The 17,681-nt window shown below is 69.4% G+C and carries 19 protein-coding genes; 13 read left to right on the forward strand and 6 right to left on the reverse strand.

The features are described from left to right. Together Q0C41_RS08765 and Q0C41_RS08770 are read left to right on the forward strand one after the other, a co-directional pair. Complete coding sequence (locus Q0C41_RS08765; RefSeq protein WP_291982910.1) at window positions 1-441, forward strand: hypothetical protein; 441 nt, start codon at window positions 1-3, stop codon at window positions 439-441. A 52-nt stretch (window positions 442-493) separates the two neighbouring features. After that, on the forward strand, window positions 494-1,054 hold the full coding sequence (locus tag Q0C41_RS08770; RefSeq protein ID WP_291982911.1) for a hypothetical protein: 561 nt from the start codon (window positions 494-496) through the stop codon (window positions 1,052-1,054). Window positions 1,055-1,158: 104 nt separating this feature from the next. Here Q0C41_RS08770 and Q0C41_RS08775 read toward each other — a convergent pair whose 3' ends face one another. After that, complete coding sequence (locus tag Q0C41_RS08775) at window positions 1,159-1,449, reverse strand: hypothetical protein (RefSeq protein ID WP_291982913.1); 291 nt, start codon at window positions 1,447-1,449, stop codon at window positions 1,159-1,161. Here Q0C41_RS08775 and Q0C41_RS08780 point away from each other — a divergent pair. Next, window positions 1,448-2,104 carry an HAD hydrolase-like protein gene (locus Q0C41_RS08780; protein WP_291982915.1) on the forward strand — a complete coding sequence of 219 codons (657 nt, stop codon included), beginning with the start codon at window positions 1,448-1,450 and terminating at the stop codon, window positions 2,102-2,104. The genes Q0C41_RS08775 and Q0C41_RS08780 overlap by 2 nt on opposite strands. Before the next feature lie 36 nt (window positions 2,105-2,140). On the opposite strand, the gene Q0C41_RS08785 is transcribed toward Q0C41_RS08780, so the two are convergent. Then, the gene (locus tag Q0C41_RS08785; RefSeq protein ID WP_291982917.1) at window positions 2,141-3,799 is read right to left on the reverse strand and encodes an amidohydrolase; all 1,659 of its coding nucleotides are present in this window, start codon (window positions 3,797-3,799) and stop codon (window positions 2,141-2,143) included. Window positions 3,800-3,886: 87 nt separating this feature from the next. Between Q0C41_RS08785 and Q0C41_RS08790 the strand changes: the two genes are divergently transcribed. From Q0C41_RS08790 to serA, 4 genes are all read left to right on the forward strand, one after another. Continuing rightward, window positions 3,887-5,482 (forward strand): peptide chain release factor 3, encoded by a 1,596-nt coding sequence (locus tag Q0C41_RS08790; RefSeq protein ID WP_291982919.1) that lies wholly within the window; start codon window positions 3,887-3,889, stop codon window positions 5,480-5,482. A gap of 63 nt (window positions 5,483-5,545) precedes the next feature. After that, a complete protein-coding gene (locus tag Q0C41_RS08795) occupies window positions 5,546-6,568 on the forward strand; it encodes an SGNH/GDSL hydrolase family protein (RefSeq protein WP_291982921.1) in 1,023 nt (340 codons plus the stop codon). Between the two features lie 28 nt (window positions 6,569-6,596). Then, a complete protein-coding gene (locus tag Q0C41_RS08800; RefSeq protein WP_291982923.1) occupies window positions 6,597-7,535 on the forward strand; it encodes a hypothetical protein in 939 nt (312 codons plus the stop codon). A gap of 66 nt (window positions 7,536-7,601) precedes the next feature. After that, window positions 7,602-8,858, forward strand: a complete 1,257-nt coding sequence (gene serA / locus Q0C41_RS08805; protein ID WP_291982924.1) for a phosphoglycerate dehydrogenase — start codon at window positions 7,602-7,604, stop codon at window positions 8,856-8,858. Window positions 8,859-8,865: 7 nt separating this feature from the next. Here serA and Q0C41_RS08810 read toward each other — a convergent pair whose 3' ends face one another. Continuing rightward, on the reverse strand, window positions 8,866-9,606 hold the full coding sequence (locus Q0C41_RS08810; protein ID WP_291982926.1) for a hypothetical protein: 741 nt from the start codon (window positions 9,604-9,606) through the stop codon (window positions 8,866-8,868). A 234-nt stretch (window positions 9,607-9,840) separates the two neighbouring features. Further along, a complete protein-coding gene (locus Q0C41_RS08815) occupies window positions 9,841-10,512 on the reverse strand; it encodes a hypothetical protein (RefSeq protein ID WP_291982927.1) in 672 nt (223 codons plus the stop codon). A gap of 251 nt (window positions 10,513-10,763) precedes the next feature. On the opposite strand from Q0C41_RS08815, the gene Q0C41_RS08820 reads away from it, so the two are divergent. Then, complete coding sequence (locus Q0C41_RS08820) at window positions 10,764-12,122, forward strand: sodium:alanine symporter family protein (RefSeq protein WP_291982929.1); 1,359 nt, start codon at window positions 10,764-10,766, stop codon at window positions 12,120-12,122. Window positions 12,123-12,168: 46 nt separating this feature from the next. Beyond that, window positions 12,169-14,508, forward strand: a complete 2,340-nt coding sequence (locus tag Q0C41_RS08825) for a DUF5916 domain-containing protein (protein WP_291982931.1) — start codon at window positions 12,169-12,171, stop codon at window positions 14,506-14,508. Window positions 14,509-14,530: 22 nt separating this feature from the next. Here the strand turns inward: Q0C41_RS08825 and Q0C41_RS08830 are convergent, their stop codons facing one another. After that, window positions 14,531-15,052, reverse strand: coding sequence for a DUF4333 domain-containing protein (locus Q0C41_RS08830; protein ID WP_291982933.1), 522 nt, complete (start codon window positions 15,050-15,052; stop codon window positions 14,531-14,533). Between the two features lie 183 nt (window positions 15,053-15,235). On the opposite strand from Q0C41_RS08830, the gene Q0C41_RS08835 reads away from it, so the two are divergent. From Q0C41_RS08835 to Q0C41_RS08850, 4 genes are all read left to right on the forward strand, one after another. After that, window positions 15,236-15,442: a DUF2892 domain-containing protein gene (locus tag Q0C41_RS08835; RefSeq protein ID WP_367079186.1), complete on the forward strand. Its 207-nt coding sequence runs from the start codon at window positions 15,236-15,238 to the stop codon at window positions 15,440-15,442. Next, window positions 15,409-15,999, forward strand: a complete 591-nt coding sequence (locus Q0C41_RS08840) for a sigma-70 family RNA polymerase sigma factor (protein WP_291982937.1) — start codon at window positions 15,409-15,411, stop codon at window positions 15,997-15,999. The genes Q0C41_RS08835 and Q0C41_RS08840 overlap by 34 nt, the downstream gene beginning before the upstream one ends. Beyond that, complete coding sequence (locus Q0C41_RS08845) at window positions 15,986-16,243, forward strand: anti-sigma factor (protein ID WP_291982939.1); 258 nt, start codon at window positions 15,986-15,988, stop codon at window positions 16,241-16,243. Before Q0C41_RS08840 ends, Q0C41_RS08845 begins: the two co-directional genes overlap by 14 nt. Window positions 16,244-16,333: 90 nt before the next feature. Then, window positions 16,334-16,981, forward strand: coding sequence for a response regulator (locus Q0C41_RS08850; RefSeq protein ID WP_291982941.1), 648 nt, complete (start codon window positions 16,334-16,336; stop codon window positions 16,979-16,981). A 6-nt stretch (window positions 16,982-16,987) separates the two neighbouring features. Here Q0C41_RS08850 and Q0C41_RS08855 read toward each other — a convergent pair. Then, window positions 16,988-17,681, reverse strand: a 694-nt coding sequence (locus tag Q0C41_RS08855; protein ID WP_291982943.1) for an ATP-binding protein, incomplete at its 5' end; no start/stop codon positions are given.

Here is a 17,681-nt window from a genome sequence, read left to right on the forward strand (position 1 = left end):
ATGAACGATTCCTCCAATCTCTGGCTCGCCATCATCGCCATCTCGACGCTCGTCATGGCCCTCACCCAGGTCGGGGCCATCGTCGCCGGGGCCATCGCTGCCCGGAAGATCCAGGCCCGGGTCTCCCGCGTCGAGCAGCAGGTCCAGCAGCAGGTGCAGCCGCTGGTCGACCGGCTCACGGTCATCGGCGCCGACGCCGCCCGGCTGTCCGCCCTCGCCGTCCAGCAGGCCGAGAAGGCCGACGTCGCGTTCACGTCGGCCGCTCAGCGGGTGGATCAGACGCTCGCAGTGGTGCAGAATGCGGTCGTCGCTCCAGCTCGAGAGGGCATGGCGCTGGCCTCGGCTCTCAGGGCCGCGGTCGGGTCGATCAGGAAGGGCAGCACCAGTCGTCGTCGCCCGGCCACCGGCGGCGACGAGGACGACGCGCTCTTCATCGGCTGACGGGCAGTCTCTCTGGCGCGCATGCGCGCCCTCCCTCGGAGGACTTCGGTTGATGAATCAGTGGGGCAGTCGGATGGCGGCAGCGGTCGTGGTCGCGGCACTCGCTCAGGCGAGCGGCGCGTCGGCGCAGCCGGCGGCAGGGACGGCAGCACCGGTGAAGGAACTCGCGACGTTGTTGGGCGCGAAGGCCAATGGCCCCGGACCGCGCTTCATCGCGGCCGAGGACCCGACCAACAACACGCGCTTCGTGGCGGCGATGCTGCTGCCCGAACTGCAGCTGCTGGTCGTGTCGGCGGCGTACTCGGCTCCCGTGCTGTTGCGTGAGCGCGTGCTCACGAAGAAGTACCAGGAGGCGTATCAGGATCTGCAGGCCGCCTCGATTCCCGACGGCAAGGTCGTCATCGAAGACCTGCTCGCCAACGGGCTCGCCGTGAAGCCGGCGAAGAACCAGGGCCCCGACGTCGTGACGATGGGTGGCCGCACGACCACGTTCGACGGACTGTGGCGCAAGGCGAAGCTGAAGGAAGAGGAGTACACCGGCGCGTTCACCGCGGCCGAGCAGGAGTACACGCGCCTGCTCGGGTTGCTCGTCGCGCAGGCGAAGGCCAACTAGGCCGACTCGAGCGCGTCGCGGCGGACGTCGTCCGCAGGATCAAGGGCCGGGCACTTCGCGTGCACCGGCCCTTGCTGCGTTCCGGGGAATCACCGGCTCGCCCGTCACACGTCGGCGTGGAGGCGCCAGAACTGCGCGTAGACCGCGCGAGCGGCCGGCACCCGGTCCTCGAGGCCCAGGGCTTCGAGATGGCAGTAGAAGTCTTCTTCGCGCAGACGCAGGTACTGGCGGGCCATGGCCTGGCCGAACACGCGCTGCGCCTGGACGAACGTCTCCTCGACCAGCGTGATCAGGTCGTCGGCGTCGGTGGCGGGACGGCGATCGTGGAGAATGGTGCCCACTCCCGGGCAATCGGCGGACGCCGCCCCGGCTGCAATCGCGCCCCACCGTCTCATGGTTCGATACACCCTCGCCATCTTCGATTTCGACGGGACACTGGCCGACAGCTGGCAGTTGATGGGCGAGGCCATCGTCGCCGCGGCCGACCGCTTCGGCTACCGTCGCCTGACGGCCGAAGAAGCCGCCGCGCTGCGTGGGCAGGACAACCGCGCCGTGATGGCGGCGATGGGCGTCACGCTGTGGCAACTGCCTCGCATCGCGACGCACATGCGCCAGGTGGCCCTGGCCCAGGCCGATCGCATCACCCTGTTTGCCGGGGTCGAGCCCCTGTTGCGAGACCTCGATGCGGCCGGCATCCGCGTGGCGGTCGTGAGTTCCAACGGAGAGGACGTCATCCGACAGGTGCTCGGACCCGACCTGTGCGGGTTGGTCAGTGACTTCGCGTGTGGCGCGGCCCTCTTCGGCAAGGCCGCCAAGTTCAGGCGCGTCGTCCGCCGGGCGGGGGTGCCACCCGAGCGGGCGGTCGGCATCGGGGACGAGGGGCGTGACATCGAGGCCGCCACCGCGGCCGGGATCGCGTCGGTGGCCGTGACGTGGGGCTACGCCACGCGCGAGGCGCTCGAGCGGCAATCGCCGACCCACGTCGTCACGACGCTCGACGACCTGGCCGCGCTCCTGGCGGGCCCGTCGCAGGCGACTCGACGTGGCTAGGGTGCCGACCGCCACGCCGAGTCGACGACCTGGCCCCTACGGCGTCTTCGTGCGCACCGTCGGATACGTGATGCCGAGCTGCTCCAGGTACGTCTTGTACTTCGTCGGGTCGTAATAGAACTTCTGCAGTGCCGGCCGGTACTTGTCCTGAATCCCCTGGTTCAGGTGCGTCGCCGGCGTGTCCTGCGGCCGAATCAGTGGCATGTACGTGCGCGCCTTCGTCTGCACGTTGGTGAAGTAGTCCTTCGCGGCGGTCACCACGGCCGGCTGCAGCAGCAGGTCGATCACCGTGAGGGCCTGCACCTGCGCGCCGGCGTTGACGCCCTTGTGGGCGATGGGCGTGGCCATCGGGATCGCGTTGGCCCAGTTGTGGCCGGGACCGGCCTGGAAGTTGGCCGGGTAGCTCAGCGAGACCGTCGGGACGGTCCACGAGATGTCGCCGATGTCGTCCGACCCGCCGCCACGCTTGTCGTCGTCGGGGATCGCCTCCTGGCCGGAGAGCGGGGGAATCGTCGTCGCCAGACCCACCACCGGCACGCCCAGCTCCGTCTGCGTCGCCTTCGCGAGGGTCACGTCCGCCTCGCTCCAGGTCGGCAGGCCCACCGCCTGGATGTTGGCGTACATCGTCTCGGCGAGCGCCTTGTTCATGTGGCTCGGCCACGCCGACCCGAGCACCCGCGACGTCACCGTGGTGTCGGTCATCAGCGCCGCACCGTCGGCCATCTTGTCGCCGATGCTCCACATGCGCTTGATGCCGTCGTAGTCCGTCTCGCGGAAGTAGTACCAGACGCTGGCGTTGCGCGGGACCACGTTGGGCTGGTCGCCGCCGTTGGTGATCACATAGTGCGACCGCTGCTGCAGGCGCAGGTGCTCGCGGCGGGCGTTCCAGCCGGCGTTCATCAACTCCACGGCGTCGAGCGCCGACTTGCCCCGCCACGGCGCGCCGGCGCTGTGCGCCGATTCCCCCGTGAACGTGTACTCGACCGAGATGAGGCCGCTCATCCGGCTGTCGCCCCAACCGGTGGCGAGATTGGTCCCGACGTGGTTGTAGAGCACGACGTCGACGTCCGTGAACAACCCGGCGCGCACGTAGTACGCCTTGGTCCCCAACTGCTCCTCGGCGATGCCCGGCCAGATCACCAGCGTGCCGGTCAGCTTCTCGCGCGTCATCGCCCGCTTCGCGGCGATGGCCGCGACGATGTTGAGGGGGGTGCCGGAGTTGTGGCCCTCGCCGTGTCCGGGGGCGCCGTCGACGATCGGGTCGCGATAGGCGACGCCAGGCTTCTGTGAGGCCTGCGGGATGCAGTCGACATCCGAGCCGAGGGCGATGACCGGGCTGCCGGATCCCCACCGGGCCACCCAGGCCGTCGGGATGCCGCCGACGCCCCGCTCGATGGTGAAGCCTTCCTTCTCGAGGATGCCGGTCAGGTACTTCGCGGTTTCCACTTCCTGGAAGCCCAACTCGGCGAAGCTGAACACCATGTCGTTCATCTGCTGGCCGAGGTCGAACATCGCGGGCGACCTGACCTCGGCCGCCACGGCAGCCTTGATGCGCGCCATGCGGGCATCGGCGGCCGGCGGGACGGCGGCCGCGCCGGCGCGCCCTGCCGGGGACGCCGACTGCGCCCGGAGCGCCACGCCTCCGGCAGCAACGACCACGAGACCCGCGAGACAGACCGAACGAAGCTGACGCATGCGACGAACCTCCGGAAGAGGGAAGAGACCTGGACGACGGGCCGAGCTGGCGACCGACTGCCATACGGTACCCGGTACAATGTGCGGATGTCTTCTACGGGTCCGGCCGTGTCAGAGGCGCTGCGGCGCGAAGTGGAGCGCCGGCGCACGTTCGCGATCATCTCCCACCCTGACGCGGGCAAGACCACCCTCACCGAGAAGACCCTGCTCTACGCCGGGGCCATCGAGCTGGCCGGCGCGGTCAAGGGCCGGGCCTCGCAGCGCGCCGTGGTCTCCGACTGGATGGACATCGAGCGCGAGCGCGGCATCTCCATCACGTCGGCGGCGCTGGAGTTCGAGCTGCACGGCTGCCGCGTCACGCTGCTGGACACCCCGGGGCACAAGGACTTCAGCGAGGACACGTACCGCACGCTGCTGGCGGCCGACAGCGTCGTGATGGTGATCGATGCCGCCAAGGGCATCGAGACGCAGACGCGCAAGCTGTTCGAGGTGGCCAGTCGGCGCAAGCTGCCGATGCTCACGTTCGTGAACAAGCTGGACCTGCCGGGCCGCGATCCGCTCGACCTTCTCGACGAGATCGAGCGCGTGCTGGGGGTCTCGGCCGCGCCGATGAACTGGCCGATCGGCACCGGCGATCGCTTCAAGGGCGTCTACGACCTGCGCCGGCAGCAGGTGCTGTTCTACGAGCGCATCGCCCGGAGCGCCCGGCGGGCGCCCGTCACGGTGACCGGTGCCGACGACCCGCACCTGGTCGACCTGATCGGGGAGCAGGCGCGCGACGAACTGCTCGAGGGGGTGCACCTGCTCGAGGCTGCCGGCACACACTTCGATCTGGACGCCTACCGTGCGGCGCGCCAGACGCCCGTGTTCTTCGGCAGCGCACTGACCAACTTCGGCCTGGAGTCCTTCCTCGAGGCCCTCGTGCAGTACGCGCCCTGCCCGCAGGCACGGCCGGCCGAGGACGGCACGCCGATCGACCCGCTGCGCCCGGACTTCAGCGGCTTCGTCTTCAAGATTCAGGCGAACATGAACCCGAAGCACCGCGACCGGGTAGCGTTCGTCCGCGTGTGTTCCGGCGTGCTCACCAAGGACATGCAGGTGGTCAACACGCGGCTGCAGGCCCCGGTGCGGCTGTCGCGACCGAGCCGGTTCTTCGGCCGGGACCGCGAGACCATCGAAGAGGCGTTCCCGGGGGATGTCGTCGGCCTCGTGAACCCGGGTCGCTTCGGCATCGGCGACACGCTCTACGCCGGCGTGCCGGTGGTGTACCCGCCGATCCCGCATTTCCCGGCCGAGCACTTCGGCGCGCTGAAGCTGCAGGACGTCCGCTTCAAGCAGTTCGACGATGGTGTGCGGCAGCTGGAGGAAGAGGGCCTGATGCAGGTGGTCTTCCCGGTGCATGGGGCACGCTACCCGATCCTCGGCGTCGTGGGCGCGCTGCAGTTCGACATCATCGAGGCCCGGATGCGCGAGGAGTACGGCGTCGCGTGCCGCACCGAGAAGCTGTCCTATGTCGCGGCGCGCTGGGTGCAGGCCGACGCCAACACCCGCCTGACGTTGCCCAACAACGTGATGTCCACCACGGACCGCGCCGGGCGACGGGTGCTGCTGTTTCCGTCCGAGTGGGACTTGCAGTTCTGTGAGCGGGAGAACCCGAAGGTGCAGTTCCTCGCGATGGCCTGACGCAGATCTGTAAACCGATCCCGGTTCGGGATCCGTTTCGCCGTCGAGGCGTCCAAGGGGGCAATGCGACTCACGCCCCTGCTCCTTGCCGCCACCCTCGTGGTGAGCGCCACGCCAGCTGCCGCTGGTCCGATCAGCGCGCTGTACGTCTTCGGCGACAGCCTGTCCGACAACGGCAATCTGTCGTTGATTGGCGCCACGCTGGGCATCTCGGTGCCCAACGCCCCCTACGCCCCCGGCCGCGCGACCAACGGACTCACGGCGGCCGAAGTGCTGGCCGCGCAACTGGGTCTTCCCCTGACGCCGGCGTTGACGCCGGTCGTGGGCGGAAACAACTACGCGGTCATCGGCGCAGCCACCGGACCCGTGCCCCGATCGAACGATCCGGCCGTGCCCGATGGTCCCGACAACATCGTCTCGACCTACGGCATCACGATGCCGGTGGCGACGGGTATGTTCAACGCGCAGTTGCCGCTGTTCCTGTCCACGCTCACGGGGCCGATCGACCCGGACGCGCTGTTCTTCATCTGGGGCGGCGCCAACGACCTGTTCATGGCCCCCTCGATCGATACCGCCGATGACGCGACCGAGAACGTCCAGGACATGATCTGGGCCCTGTACGCGGCTGGGGCTCGGCGATTCTTCGTGCCCAATCTTCCGGATCTGAGCCTGGTGCCTGGTGGCGATCCGGCGCTGGGACCGCTGACGAGCTACTTCAACGCTCAGCTGGCCCAGCGGCTCTCTGGACCGGGCATGCTGCCAGGCATCGAACTGCTGACCTTCGACACGGCGGAGTACTTCAACAAGGTCGTGGCCGACCCGTCCAACTACGGCTTCACGAACGTGGACGACGAGTGCTACCAGGGCTTTCCGCTCGCGGTCGCGGGGCCGACGTTCCAGTGCGCCACGCCGGCGTCCTACCTGTTCTGGGACGAGGTGCACCCGACCGCGAGCGCACACGCCCTGCTCGGGGAGAACTTCTACGAGGTCGTCGCCCCCCTGAACGCCGTGCCGGAGCCCATGACCCTGACGCTGGCTGGTCTCGGCGTCGCCGCGGTCGTCGCGCGCCGTCGTCGCGTCGCCTGAGTTCGTTGGTCGGATAGGATGCGCAGGCATGCTGCCTCGCCTCCTCGCGTCGCTCTGCGTTGCGCTGCCGCTTCACGTGGCAGCGCAACCGCTCACGCCTCCCACGCCCGTCCCTCCTGCGGCGCGTTCGGCGCCCGCCTACGAAAGCCGCCTCGAGATCGTCGACGTCGCGACCGGCACCCGGCGAGTCGTCCATCGGGGCCCGATCCGCTTCGAGGCCCCGAACTGGTCGCGTGACGGCCGACACCTCCTGATCAACCAGCAGGGCGCGCTGTACCGGGTGCCCGTCGAGGGAGGTGCGCTCGAGAAGCTGGACCTCGGGGCCGTCGAGGGCTGCAACAACGACCACGGGTACTCGCCGGACGGCCGTCTGCTCGCCATCAGTTGCCGCCCGTCGTCGTCCGTGTACGTCGTGGCCGCGACCGGCGGCACACCGCGCCTCCTGACGCCGCAGACGCCGTCCTACTGGCATGGCTGGTCCCCGGACGGGCGGACGCTGGCCTACGTCGGCAACCGCAACGGGGACTTCGACATCTACACGATGCCCGTCGACGGCGGCCCGGAGACCCGGCTGACCACGGCGCCCGGCCTGGACGACGGCCCGGACTATTCGCCGGACGGGCAGTGGATCTACTTCAACTCGGTCCGCACCGGGGCGATGCGCATCTGGCGGATGCGGCCCGACGGCTCGAACCAGCAGCAGGTGACCGTCGACCCGCAGTACGGCGACTGGTTCCCCCATCCCTCACCGGACGGCAGGTGGCTGGTCTTCGTGTCCTTCGACGCGACCATCGAGGGCCATCCGGCGCACAAGGACGTCGTGCTGCGCCTGCTGCCGCTCGGCGTCCCGCAGGCGACGCCGCGCGTGCTGTTTCCCGTCTTCGGCGGGCAGGGCACCCTCAACGTCCCCTCCTGGTCGCCCGACAGCACGAGGTTCGCCTTCGTGTCGTACGCGCCCGTCCCCTAGGCGAGGCGGCGGCCGACCTGTGTCATGGCTTTGACACGGCGCGGTGCGCCCTGCGACGATCCCGGGATGGCTGTGGCGCCGGCGTCCTCGCAGATTTCGTACGACAAGTCCCTCATCAAGGTCGTGCTGCTCGAATCGGTGCACCAGAGCGCCGTGGAGGCGCTGCGGGCCGACGGCTACACCAGCATCCAGCAGCACCCGCGCGCGCTCGATGGCCAGGATCTCAAGGACGCCATCGCCGACGCGCATGTGCTCGGAATCCGGTCGCGCACGCAACTGACCGCGGAGATCCTCGCCGCCGCGCCCAAGCTCATCGCCATCGGGGCCTTCTGCATCGGCACCAACCAGATCGACCTGCGCGCCGCGGAGACCCTCGGGGTGCCGGTGTTCAACGCGCCGTTCTCCAACACGCGCAGCGTGGCCGAACTGGTGATCGCCGAGATCGTGATGCTGCTGCGCGGCGTGCCGCGGCGCAACGCTCGTGCGCATCGCGGCGAGTGGGACAAGTCACCGGCCGGGTCGTACGAGGTGCGGGGCAAGACGCTGGGGATCGTCGGCTACGGCCACATCGGCACCCAGGTCGGCGTGCTGGCCGAATCGCTGGGCATGCGCGTCGTCTACTACGACATCGTCACCAAACTCGCGCTGGGCAACGCGCAGCCCGTGCGGTCGCTCGACGGCCTGCTCGGGGCTGCTGACGTCGTGACCCTGCACGTGCCGGAAACCGCCCAGACGCAGGGACTGATCGGCGCGGACCAACTGCGGATGATGAAGCCCGGCGGGCACCTGATCAATGCCTCACGCGGCACGGTGGTCGACATCGAGGCCCTCGCCGACGCCTTGCGCAGCGGTCATCTCGGCGGCGCGGCGCTCGACGTGTTCCCGCACGAACCCGAGTCCAACACCGACGAGTTCCGGTCGCCGTTGCGCGGGCTCGACAACGTGCTGCTGACGCCGCACATCGGCGGCAGCACGGCAGAGGCGCAGGAAGCGATCGGCCTGGAGGTCGCCGAGAAGCTGCTGACCTACAGCAACAACGGCACCACGCTGTCGGCGGTGAACTTCCCGGAAGTGACCTTGCCCGGCCATCCGGGCAAGCACCGGCTGCTGCACATCCACCACAATCGGCCCGGCATGCTGTCGCGCATCAACGACGTGTTCTCCGGGCATCGCGTCAACGTGGCGGCGCAGTACCTGCAGACGAGCCAGAGCATCGGCTACGTCGTGATCGACGTCGATACCGACCCCGATGCCGACACGCCCGCCCTGCGCCGCGAACTCGCGGCGCTGGACGGGACGATCAAGGCGCGGCTGCTGTACTGACGGCAGGTCAGCGACGGTCCGGGCCGGCAAAGCGCGAATGACCGCGGTGGCAGGTGCCGCAGGTCGTCAGCACTTGCCCGTAGATCTCGGTGCGATCGCGGGTCCGGTGCGCCTGCGCCGCATGCCCGGCCAGCACGGCCAGTTCCGTCTCGCCGTGCGCCATCGTCTTGCGTATCTTCCCGGGGACGTGCTCGGCCTCGAGCTTCGGACTGGCGAAGATGCGGACCCCTTCGACCCACTGCGTCTCCGACGGGGCGACGAGGCCTTCGAGGAGGTCGTCGGCGCCCTTCTGGTGGAGGAGCATGTGGCCGACCAGCCCGCCGATCACGATGTCCTTGCCCGGCGGGACGGTCGCCCGCACGCTGTTGGCCTTGTGGCACTGCCCGCAGGTGCCGAGCATGGTGGCCGTCGCCTGGGCCGCGTCGGCCAGCGTGGCGGCGTTGGCGGCGTCGCGTGCCGCTTGGGTCAGGGCGCCATGGAAGGCTTCGGCGCCTGGCGGCATCGGCACGTTCGGGCCGTCGGTGGCCAGGGCAGCGGCCTGCTTCTTCGCCTCGGCCAGGTCGCCGCGGGCGACGGCGTCGTGCATCGAGAGCACCTGATTGAAGTGGGCGCGCATGTACGCGGCGCGGACGGGGTTGCGGCGGTCGGTGGTCTGTGCGTCCAGCCGCAGGACCGTCAGGCCTCCGAGCAGGGTTGCCCCGAGCGCCGTCATCGTGATCAGTCGCTGGCGGGTCGTGAATCGGCGCATGTCGATCGCCTCCGGCTCGACGTCTGCAGGCCATGTGCCGGGTTCCCGGCGCCGTCCGGCGCTGGCGGCATCTCACGAGATCTCTGGAGAAAACTGGCCATGGCTGGCCCGTGCGCGACGGCGGCTGCCGGCAGGGCGGTGGCAAATTCCCCACCGCGCCGGCAAATGTCCGCTACGGGCTGCGGCGTGGCGGCGGCCAGTCCCGGGGCCGTGGGCGCGTCCTGACGCCGGACGTCAGCCGCGCGGCACGGCGCGGTAGATGAAGTGCCGGGCGCCTCGCCGCCCATGGCTGCGCACCCGCTCGAGCGTGACGGCATAGCCCAGGGAGTCGAGTCGTCGGGCGAAGCGGCGATCCTCCCAGGCCGACCAGACGGCCAGCACGCCGCCGGGCCGCAGCGCCTGGCGAATCGAATACAGGCCGGCACGCCCGTAGAGGGCGTCATTGCCCTCGGCGGCGAACTCGGCCGGCCCGTTGTCGACGTCGAGCAGCACGGCATCGAATCCCGGCGTGACCGTGCGGAGCACGTGCAGGGCGTCACCAATCTCGACGCGGACCCGCGTGTCGGCCAGCGGCTCCTTCGCGAGATGACCCAGGTACTGCTGGTTCCAGGCAAGGACCTCCGGCACCAGCTCGGCAACGACCACGGTGGCATCGGCCGGCAGCACGTCGAGCGCGGCGCGCACGGTGAACCCCATGCCGAGCCCCCCGATCAGGACGCGTGCCTCGCGCCTGGTCTTGAGGTGCCGGCACCCGATCGTCGCCAGCGCCTCCTCCGAGCCGGTGATGGTACTCGGCATCAGGCTGCGACCGTCGGCCAGCAGCAGGAACTCGTGGCCACGCCGACGCAGCGTGATGCGCGTGCCGTCGGGCGTGGTGGCGTCTCCGATCGTCTCCCAGGGATTCATCGAGGCGTTCGAGTGTACCCCCCGGGCGAGGACGGAGGACCGAGGAACGAGGAGGGAGGTAGGACGGAGGAGAAAAGGGTAGAGGAGGACGGAGGAGGACCGAGGCGCTCCGGCCGACCTTCATCCTTCGTCCTTGCCCACCTCGAACCTACCTCCGTCCTCCCTCCTCGATCCTCCGTCCTTGTCGTGTGCCGGCCCTGGCGCCCAGTTTTCGCGCGACAGGGGCGGCGCAGAATGCGTACCCTCTGCGCATGCTCGACGCAATCGCCGCTGCCAACGGCTGGCTCAACGGCTATGTCTGGGGATGGCCGACCATCGTGCTCCTGCTCGGCACCGGGGTCGTGCTCACGGTGGTCACCGGAGGCGTGCAGATCCGCTACCTCGGCGTCGCGATGCGCGAGGTGCTCGGTCGGCTCTTCGAGAAGAGCACCGGCGCCGGCACCGTGTCGCCGTTCCAGGCGGTCGCGACCGCCCTGGCCTCGACGGTGGGCGTCGGCAACATCGCCGGGGTGGCCACCGCCATCTCCATCGGAGGGCCAGGGGCCCTGTTCTGGCTGTGGATCTCGGGCCTGCTCGGCATGGCGACCAAGTTCGCCGAGATCGTCATCGCCATGCACTACCGGGAGCCGGATGACACGGGGACGATGCGAGGTGGGGCGATGTACACGCTCAAGACCGGCTTCGGCATGCCCTGGCTCGGCTCCGTCTTCGCGTTGCTCGTGTCGCTGGCCGCCTTCGGCATCGGCAACATGGTCCAGGCCAATTCTGTGGCCGACAGCCTGCGCGCCACCTTCGGCGTCGCGCCGGGCCTGACCGGCGTCGTCCTGGCGGTGCTCTCGGCGGCGGTCATCCTGGGCGGCATCAAGCGCATCGGCGAGGTGACCGAGATTCTCGTGCCGGCGATGGCGGTGTTCTATCTTGGCGGCGGGCTCGTCATCCTCGTGAGGTTCGCCGCCCACGTGCCCGACGCGGTCGCCCTCGTGTTCGAAGGCGCGTTCACCGGCACGGCGGCGACTGGCGGCTTTGCCGGCTCCACCCTGATGATGGCGTTGCGCTACGGTGTGGCCCGCGGTCTCTTCTCCAACGAGGCGGGCCTCGGCAGCGCGCCGATGGTGCATGCCGCGGCGCAGACGGACCACCCGGTTCGGCAGGGACTCTACGGCATCTTCGAGGTCTTCGTCGACACCATCCTCGTGTGCAGCACCACTGGTCTGGTCATCCTCGTGACCGACTCCTGGCAGGGCGGCACCACCGGCGCGGCGCTGGCGGGGCAGGCCTTCTCGATCGGACTCCCGGGCACGTGGGGCAACATCGTCGTCACCACGAGCCTCGTCCTGTTCGCGTTCTCGACCCTCATCGGTTGGAGCTACTACGGCGAGACCGGCATCGTCTATCTGCTGGGGACCCGCGCGGCGGTGCCGTATCGTCTGCTGTGGCTCGTCTTCATCTATCTGGGGGCGATCGGCTCGCTGCACCTCGTGTGGGACATCGCGGACACGCTCAACGGCTTGATGGCGCTGCCCAACATCTTCACCGTGCTGCTCTCGCTCGGGCTGTTGCGCCGCCTGACGACGGAATTCTTCACGAACAGAGCCGCCGCGCGCGGATGACGGGGCTTTGAGGCAACGGGCCTCGCGACATAGGATCGCGGTGCCCGTGCCCGCCTCGTTCGAAGCCCGCCTCCCTCTCCGTCGTTCGTTGTCGACCTCGCGCCTCGCGGCACACGCCCGCTGCCCGGCCGTTGCGCTCGCCGCGCTGGTCGTGGCGCTGTGCCCGCCGGCGCTGGCGCAGACGCCCGCTCCGCCCCCCGTGCAGACGGCCTCGCCGCTGCTGATGCCGCGCCCGACCGGCACTGCCTCAGCGGCCACCGTGGCGCCGACGATCGACGGCGACGTGCTCGGCGATGCGGCCTGGGCCGGGGCGACGCCCATGAGCGGGTTCTGGCAGGAGCAGCCGTTCGAAGGCCAGCCGTCCACGGAGCGCACCGAGGTGCGCTTCGTCGTCACCGCCGATACGCTCTACGTCGGGGTGGTGTGCTACGACAGCGATCCGTCGGGCATCATCGTCTCGGACGCCCGGCGTGACGCTCCCCTGGAAGAGACCGACTCGTTCCGCCTGATCCTCGACACCTACCGCGACCGACAGAACGGGTTCGTGTTCGGGACCAATCCCGCCGGCATCGAGTACGACGGGCAGGTCACCAACGAGGGGCAGGGCGGCGGTGGCCTGAGCAACGCGCAGATGCAGATGGGCGGGTCGGGCAGTGGCTTCAACCTGAACTGGGATGGGGCCTGGCAGGTCCGCGCGAAGATCTCCGACGTCGGCTGGTCGGCCGAGTTCGCCATTCCGTTCAAGACGCTGCGCTATCCGTCGGGGCGCGAGCAGGTGTGGGGCGTCAACTTCCAGCGCAACATCCGGCGCCGCAACGAGCGATCGTACTGGGCGCCGATTCCGCGGCAGTTCACCATCACGCGGCTGTCGCTGGCCGGGGCGGTGGAGCGCATCCAGGTGCCGACCTTCCGGAACCTGAAAATCATGCCGTACGTGCTCGGCAACGTGCTGACCAGCGGCGAGGTGCCGGCGAAGACGAACTGGCTGGGCGATGCGGGGATGGACGTCAAGTACAACCTGACGCCCAGCCTCACGCTCGACGCGACCGTCAACACCGACTTCGCGCAGGTCGAGGTCGACGACCAGCAGATCAACCTCGATCGCTTCAATCTGTTCTTCCCCGAGAAGCGGCCGTTCTTCCTCGAGAACGCCGGCTTCTTCGCCGTCGGCAATCCCGGCGAGGTGGACCTGTTCTTCAGTCGGCAGATCGGCATCGGGCCCGGCGGCCAGCCGATCCCGATCCTCGGTGGCGGCCGTGTCTCGGGCAAGGTGGGGCACTGGAACGTCGGTCTGCTCAACATGCAGACCGACAGCGTCGATCCGACGGCGACCCGGGCGGGTGTGCCGAGCAACAACTTCGCCGTCATCCGCCTCAATCGCGAGCTGCCCAACCGATCGCAACTCGGCGTCATGTTCACCAACCGGGCCGGCTTCGGCGACTATGCGCGGCCCAACGACTCCGGGCGCACATATGCCGTGGATGGGCGCCTCGGCATCGGCCTGCAGACCTTCATCTCCGGCTTCGTCGCCGCGACCGAAAGCGACGGCACGCCGACCGACACGGCCTTCAACCTGCGGTCGCGCACCAACACGCGCCGTGCCGATTTCGACATCGGCTACCAGCAGGTCGGCGACCACTTCAATCCCGAGGTCGGCTTTCTGACGCGCCGCGGCTACCGCAAGCCGGACATGCGGATCATGACCCGCTTCAGGCCGAAGCGCTTTCTCGGGCTCCAGGAACTGCGCCCGCACGCCTCCTACCGCAGCTTCTGGGGCTTCGACGGCTTCCAGGAGACGATGTACACGCACATCGACAATCACTGGCAGTTCCGCAACGCCTACGAGGTCCACACGGGCATGAACCTCACCACCGAGGGCGTGCGCGTGCCGTTCGAGATCTACCCGGGCATCTTCGTGCCGCCCGGGACCTACAACCACGCCGAGGGGCAGTTCGTCTTCCAGACCAATCTCGGGGCCCCGGCCAGCTACTACCTGCAGACCTACATCGGCGGCATCTTCGGCGGCAGCCGCGTCACGACCAACCACACCGTGCGCCTGCGCGTCGGCGAGACGTTCACGACCGAGACGTCGTACAGCCTCAACGACGTGGACCTGCCCTGGGGCCGTTTCCGCACCAACCTCATTCGATCGCGGATCAACTACTCGTTCACGCCGCGTACCTTCGTCCAGTCGCTGCTGCAGTACAACGATCGCGCCGACCTGTGGTCCATGAACGTCCGCTTCGGCTGGCTGCAGGCGGCCAACACCGGCCTCTTCATCGTCTACAACGACACCCGGTATCTCTACGACCTGATCGAGCGCCCCGAGCGCAAGGACCGCAGCCTGATCCTCAAGTACAGCCGGATGTTCGATCTGCTCAAGTAGCGGTCGGCCGCGGGTGCCCCGCCTACTTCGTCTCCCAGCTGACGTTGCCCTCGTCGTCGGTCACCGTGACGCCGATCGGGATGGGCGTCCCATCGGGGGCCGTCGCCTCGCAGTCGAAGGCGGCCCCGGCCGTGGCGGCCTTCCACTTGCCCCCGCAGGTCACCGTGGCGTCGACCTGCGCCTGCGTCTTGAGCCCGGTGACGATGGAGGCCTCGACCTTCGCGAGATCGAGCAGCCCGTCGGTCCTGGCGACCTTCCACGTGATGTTGCCGGTGTCGTCGGTCTGCGTCACGGCGATCGTCAACGCGCCGCCGCCCTCGACGTCGGCCGTGCAGTCGAAGGTGTCGTTGGCCTTGATCGGCCGCGGATCGCTCGGGCACGTGACGCGGGCCAGCTTCAGGCCGACCTGGTCGGCCACGCCCTGGATGATCGAGGGGCCGACCGCATCGACGTTCAGATGCTGGGTACAGCCGGCCAGGCCGACGAGCGCGGCGAAGATGACCGGCTGGGAGCGACGGGAGACGGGAATGACGACAGAGCGCATGACTGACCTTTCGGACGGGAGGGGCGGTGACGTGAATGGGCCCTCGACAGCAGTGGTTCGCCACGCCGGGAACGTGACCGCGCCGGCGCCGCGAATCCTTTTGCCCGCCCGTGTCTCTCTACAGGCAGTGACCGCGATGGCCGCGGGCGCGACACGCCGAGGAGCCACACCATGAGCCGCATCCTGCCCGTCAACGTCCACCCGATCGAACGCGTGCTGCGCATCGCCGCCGGTGCCGCCCTGATCGGCGCCGCCTACACCGGGGCCATCGGCGCCTGGGGCTACATCGGCGTGGTCCCGATCCTGACCGGCCTGCTGCGCACGTGCCCGGCCTACACTCTGCTCGGCGTCTCCACGTGCCCGATTCGCACCTCGACCCCGGCGCACTGACCGACGCGGCCCTGCTCGCCAGGGCCGGCGCCGGCGACCGTCGGGCGTTCGACCTCTTCGTCGAGCGCCATCAGGCCAGCGTGTTCCGGTTCGCGCGCACCCAGGTCTCGCGCCCAGATGATGGCGAGGACCTGCTGCAGCAGACGTTCCTGTCGGCATGGCAGGCCGCTGGCACCTTTCGCGGGGAGGGCCCTGCCCGGGGCTGGCTGTTCACCATCACGCGCCATGCGGCGACGCGCCTGCGGCAGCGACAGGCCCGCGAGGCGCTCGACGACACGCCCGTCGAGGACCTGGGCGTGCAGGCCGGCTGGGGCCAGTCGAACCCGGAGGGCCTCGCCATCCGGCACGAGAGGCACACGGCCATCGCCAGTGCGCTGGCCGCGCTGCCCGCCGAGGACCGCGAGATTCTCACCCTGCGCGATCTCGAGGGCACGTCGGGAGAGGAGGCCGCGGCCCTGCTGGGCGTCGGCCTCGCGGCCATGAAGAGTCGCCTGCATCGCGCGCGGCTGCGGCTCGCGGCGGAGTTGCGGAAGGGAGGACACGATGTTGCCAGGTGATCGCCGCCTCGGCGGCCTGTGGTGTTCGGAGGTCCTGGAGCAGCTCAGCGACTACCTGGAGGGCGCGCTGCCGCCAGACACGGTGGCCCTGGTGCAGGCCCATGTGAGCGAGTGCGACCGCTGTGCCCGGTTCGGTGCCGAGTTCGCGGCGATGGTGGCCGCGCTTCGCGAGCACCAGCAGGCGGCGCCCCTGACGCCGGACGTGGCCACACGGCTCCGCCGGCGGCTGTCGGCACCCGCGTGAGCGTCGTCGCTGGCACGGCTGAGGCGTCCGGCGGGCGAGGCATCCCCCGACTCTCCCGTCGATGCGGGATGGGTTAGGATCGCCCCAATCATGGCAGAGGCTCAGGTGGCTACCGTCTTCGCGGTCGACGATGACGAGAGCTTCCTCACGGCGATCGGACGCGTCCTCAGGATGGGCGGCTATGCGGTGGAGACGGTGCCCAGTGCCACGGCCTTCCTCGAGCGTCCCCCGAGCGAGGTCCTGGGCTGCGTGCTCGTCGATCTCCTGATGCCAGACATGACGGGCCTGGAGTTTCACGCCCGCCTCCGCGCCGCGGGCTGGTCCCAGCCGGCGCTGTTCCTGAGCGGTCAGGGCACGATTCCCGCCACGACGCAGGCGCTCAAGGGTGGGGCCCTCGATTTCCTCACCAAACCGGTGCGGTCCGAGGACCTGCTGCGCGCGGTGGGCGAGGCCGTCGACCGGCATCGGATGATCCTCGAGACCAACGGCGAACTGGCGGCCCTCAACGCGCGGTACCAGTCCCTCACACCGAGGGAACGCGAAGTCTGTCTCGGTGTCGCGCGCGGGCAGCTCAACAAGCAGATCGCCTACGACCTCAACCTCACGCTGGCCACCATCAAGTTCCACCGGGCACGCGGGTTGATCAAGCTCGGCGTGAATTCGGTGCCCGAGTTGGTGCTCCTGCTCGATCGCATCGGCGTCCTCGACACCCCGATCGGGCCCGTCTCGCAGCGCTGACCCGCCTCAGGCCGTGACGCCCGTGGCGGGCGCCGCCGCCCGCTCGGCGCGTGACGTGGCCGTCGACCCCGGCAGCCACACCAGGAAGCGCGCGCCGCCGTCGGGCATGTTCTCGGCGCGAATCCGTCCGCCGGCCGCCTCGAGAATCGACCGACTGATGGCCAGCCCGACCCCCAGGCCGTCCGGCTTGGTGGTGAAGAAGGCGTCGAACAGGCGCGGCAGGGCATGCGCCGGAATACCCGGTCCGTGGTCGCGCACCTGGATGAGGACGCCGCCATCGGACGCGCGCGTCGACAGCGACACGGCGCGCCGCACGCGGATGGCGGCCATCGCATCCACGGCATTCACCACCAGGTTGAGCAGCACCTGTTTCAGCTGGATGGCATCGATGGTGACCGGCGGCAGCGCGGCGCCCAGTTCGACGTCGAGCGAGCCTCCGCGCAGCTGCGCATCGTGCGCCACCAGACGCGTGATCTCGGTCGCCACCGCATTGACGTCGATCGGCGTGGCATCGATGTCGTGCCGTCGCAGCATCGAACGCATGTTCCGGATGATCCCGCCTGCGCGTTCATCGTCGGCGATGACGTCGGCGATGATGGCGCGCAGTTCCTCGACCGGCGGATCGTGTCCTTCGAGCAGGTGCTGAGCGACTTCGGCGTTGCTCAGGATGGCGGCCAGCGGCTGATTCAGCTCGTGGGCC

The sequence above is a fragment of the Luteitalea sp. genome, assembly GCF_022842525.1.
Lineage (GTDB): Bacteria > Acidobacteriota > Vicinamibacteria > Vicinamibacterales > Vicinamibacteraceae > Luteitalea.

Bases quoted from the DNA above. Each gene is read 5' to 3' on its own strand.
- Q0C41_RS08790 (WP_291982919.1), top strand. From the start codon at position 3,887: ATGTCTTCTACGGGTCCGGCCGTGTCAGAGGCGCTGCGGCGCGAAGTG.
- serA (WP_291982924.1), top strand. From the start codon at position 7,602: ATGGCTGTGGCGCCGGCGTCCTCGCAGATTTCGTACGACAAGTCCCTC.
- Q0C41_RS08765 (WP_291982910.1), top strand. From the start codon at position 1: ATGAACGATTCCTCCAATCTCTGGCTCGCCATCATCGCCATCTCGACG.
- Q0C41_RS08775 (WP_291982913.1), bottom strand. From the start codon at position 1,449: ATGAGACGGTGGGGCGCGATTGCAGCCGGGGCGGCGTCCGCCGATTGC.
- Q0C41_RS08795 (WP_291982921.1), top strand. From the start codon at position 5,546: ATGCGACTCACGCCCCTGCTCCTTGCCGCCACCCTCGTGGTGAGCGCC.
- Q0C41_RS08780 (WP_291982915.1), top strand. From the start codon at position 1,448: ATGGTTCGATACACCCTCGCCATCTTCGATTTCGACGGGACACTGGCC.
- Q0C41_RS08800 (WP_291982923.1), top strand. From the start codon at position 6,597: ATGCTGCCTCGCCTCCTCGCGTCGCTCTGCGTTGCGCTGCCGCTTCAC.
- Q0C41_RS08785 (WP_291982917.1), bottom strand. From the start codon at position 3,799: ATGCGTCAGCTTCGTTCGGTCTGTCTCGCGGGTCTCGTGGTCGTTGCT.
- Q0C41_RS08830 (WP_291982933.1), bottom strand. From the start codon at position 15,052: ATGCGCTCTGTCGTCATTCCCGTCTCCCGTCGCTCCCAGCCGGTCATC.
- Q0C41_RS08850 (WP_291982941.1), top strand. From the start codon at position 16,334: ATGGCAGAGGCTCAGGTGGCTACCGTCTTCGCGGTCGACGATGACGAG.
- Q0C41_RS08810 (WP_291982926.1), bottom strand. From the start codon at position 9,606: ATGCGCCGATTCACGACCCGCCAGCGACTGATCACGATGACGGCGCTC.
- Q0C41_RS08820 (WP_291982929.1), top strand. From the start codon at position 10,764: ATGCTCGACGCAATCGCCGCTGCCAACGGCTGGCTCAACGGCTATGTC.
- Q0C41_RS08770 (WP_291982911.1), top strand. From the start codon at position 494: ATGAATCAGTGGGGCAGTCGGATGGCGGCAGCGGTCGTGGTCGCGGCA.
- Q0C41_RS08815 (WP_291982927.1), bottom strand. From the start codon at position 10,512: ATGAATCCCTGGGAGACGATCGGAGACGCCACCACGCCCGACGGCACG.
- Q0C41_RS08845 (WP_291982939.1), top strand. From the start codon at position 15,986: ATGTTGCCAGGTGATCGCCGCCTCGGCGGCCTGTGGTGTTCGGAGGTC.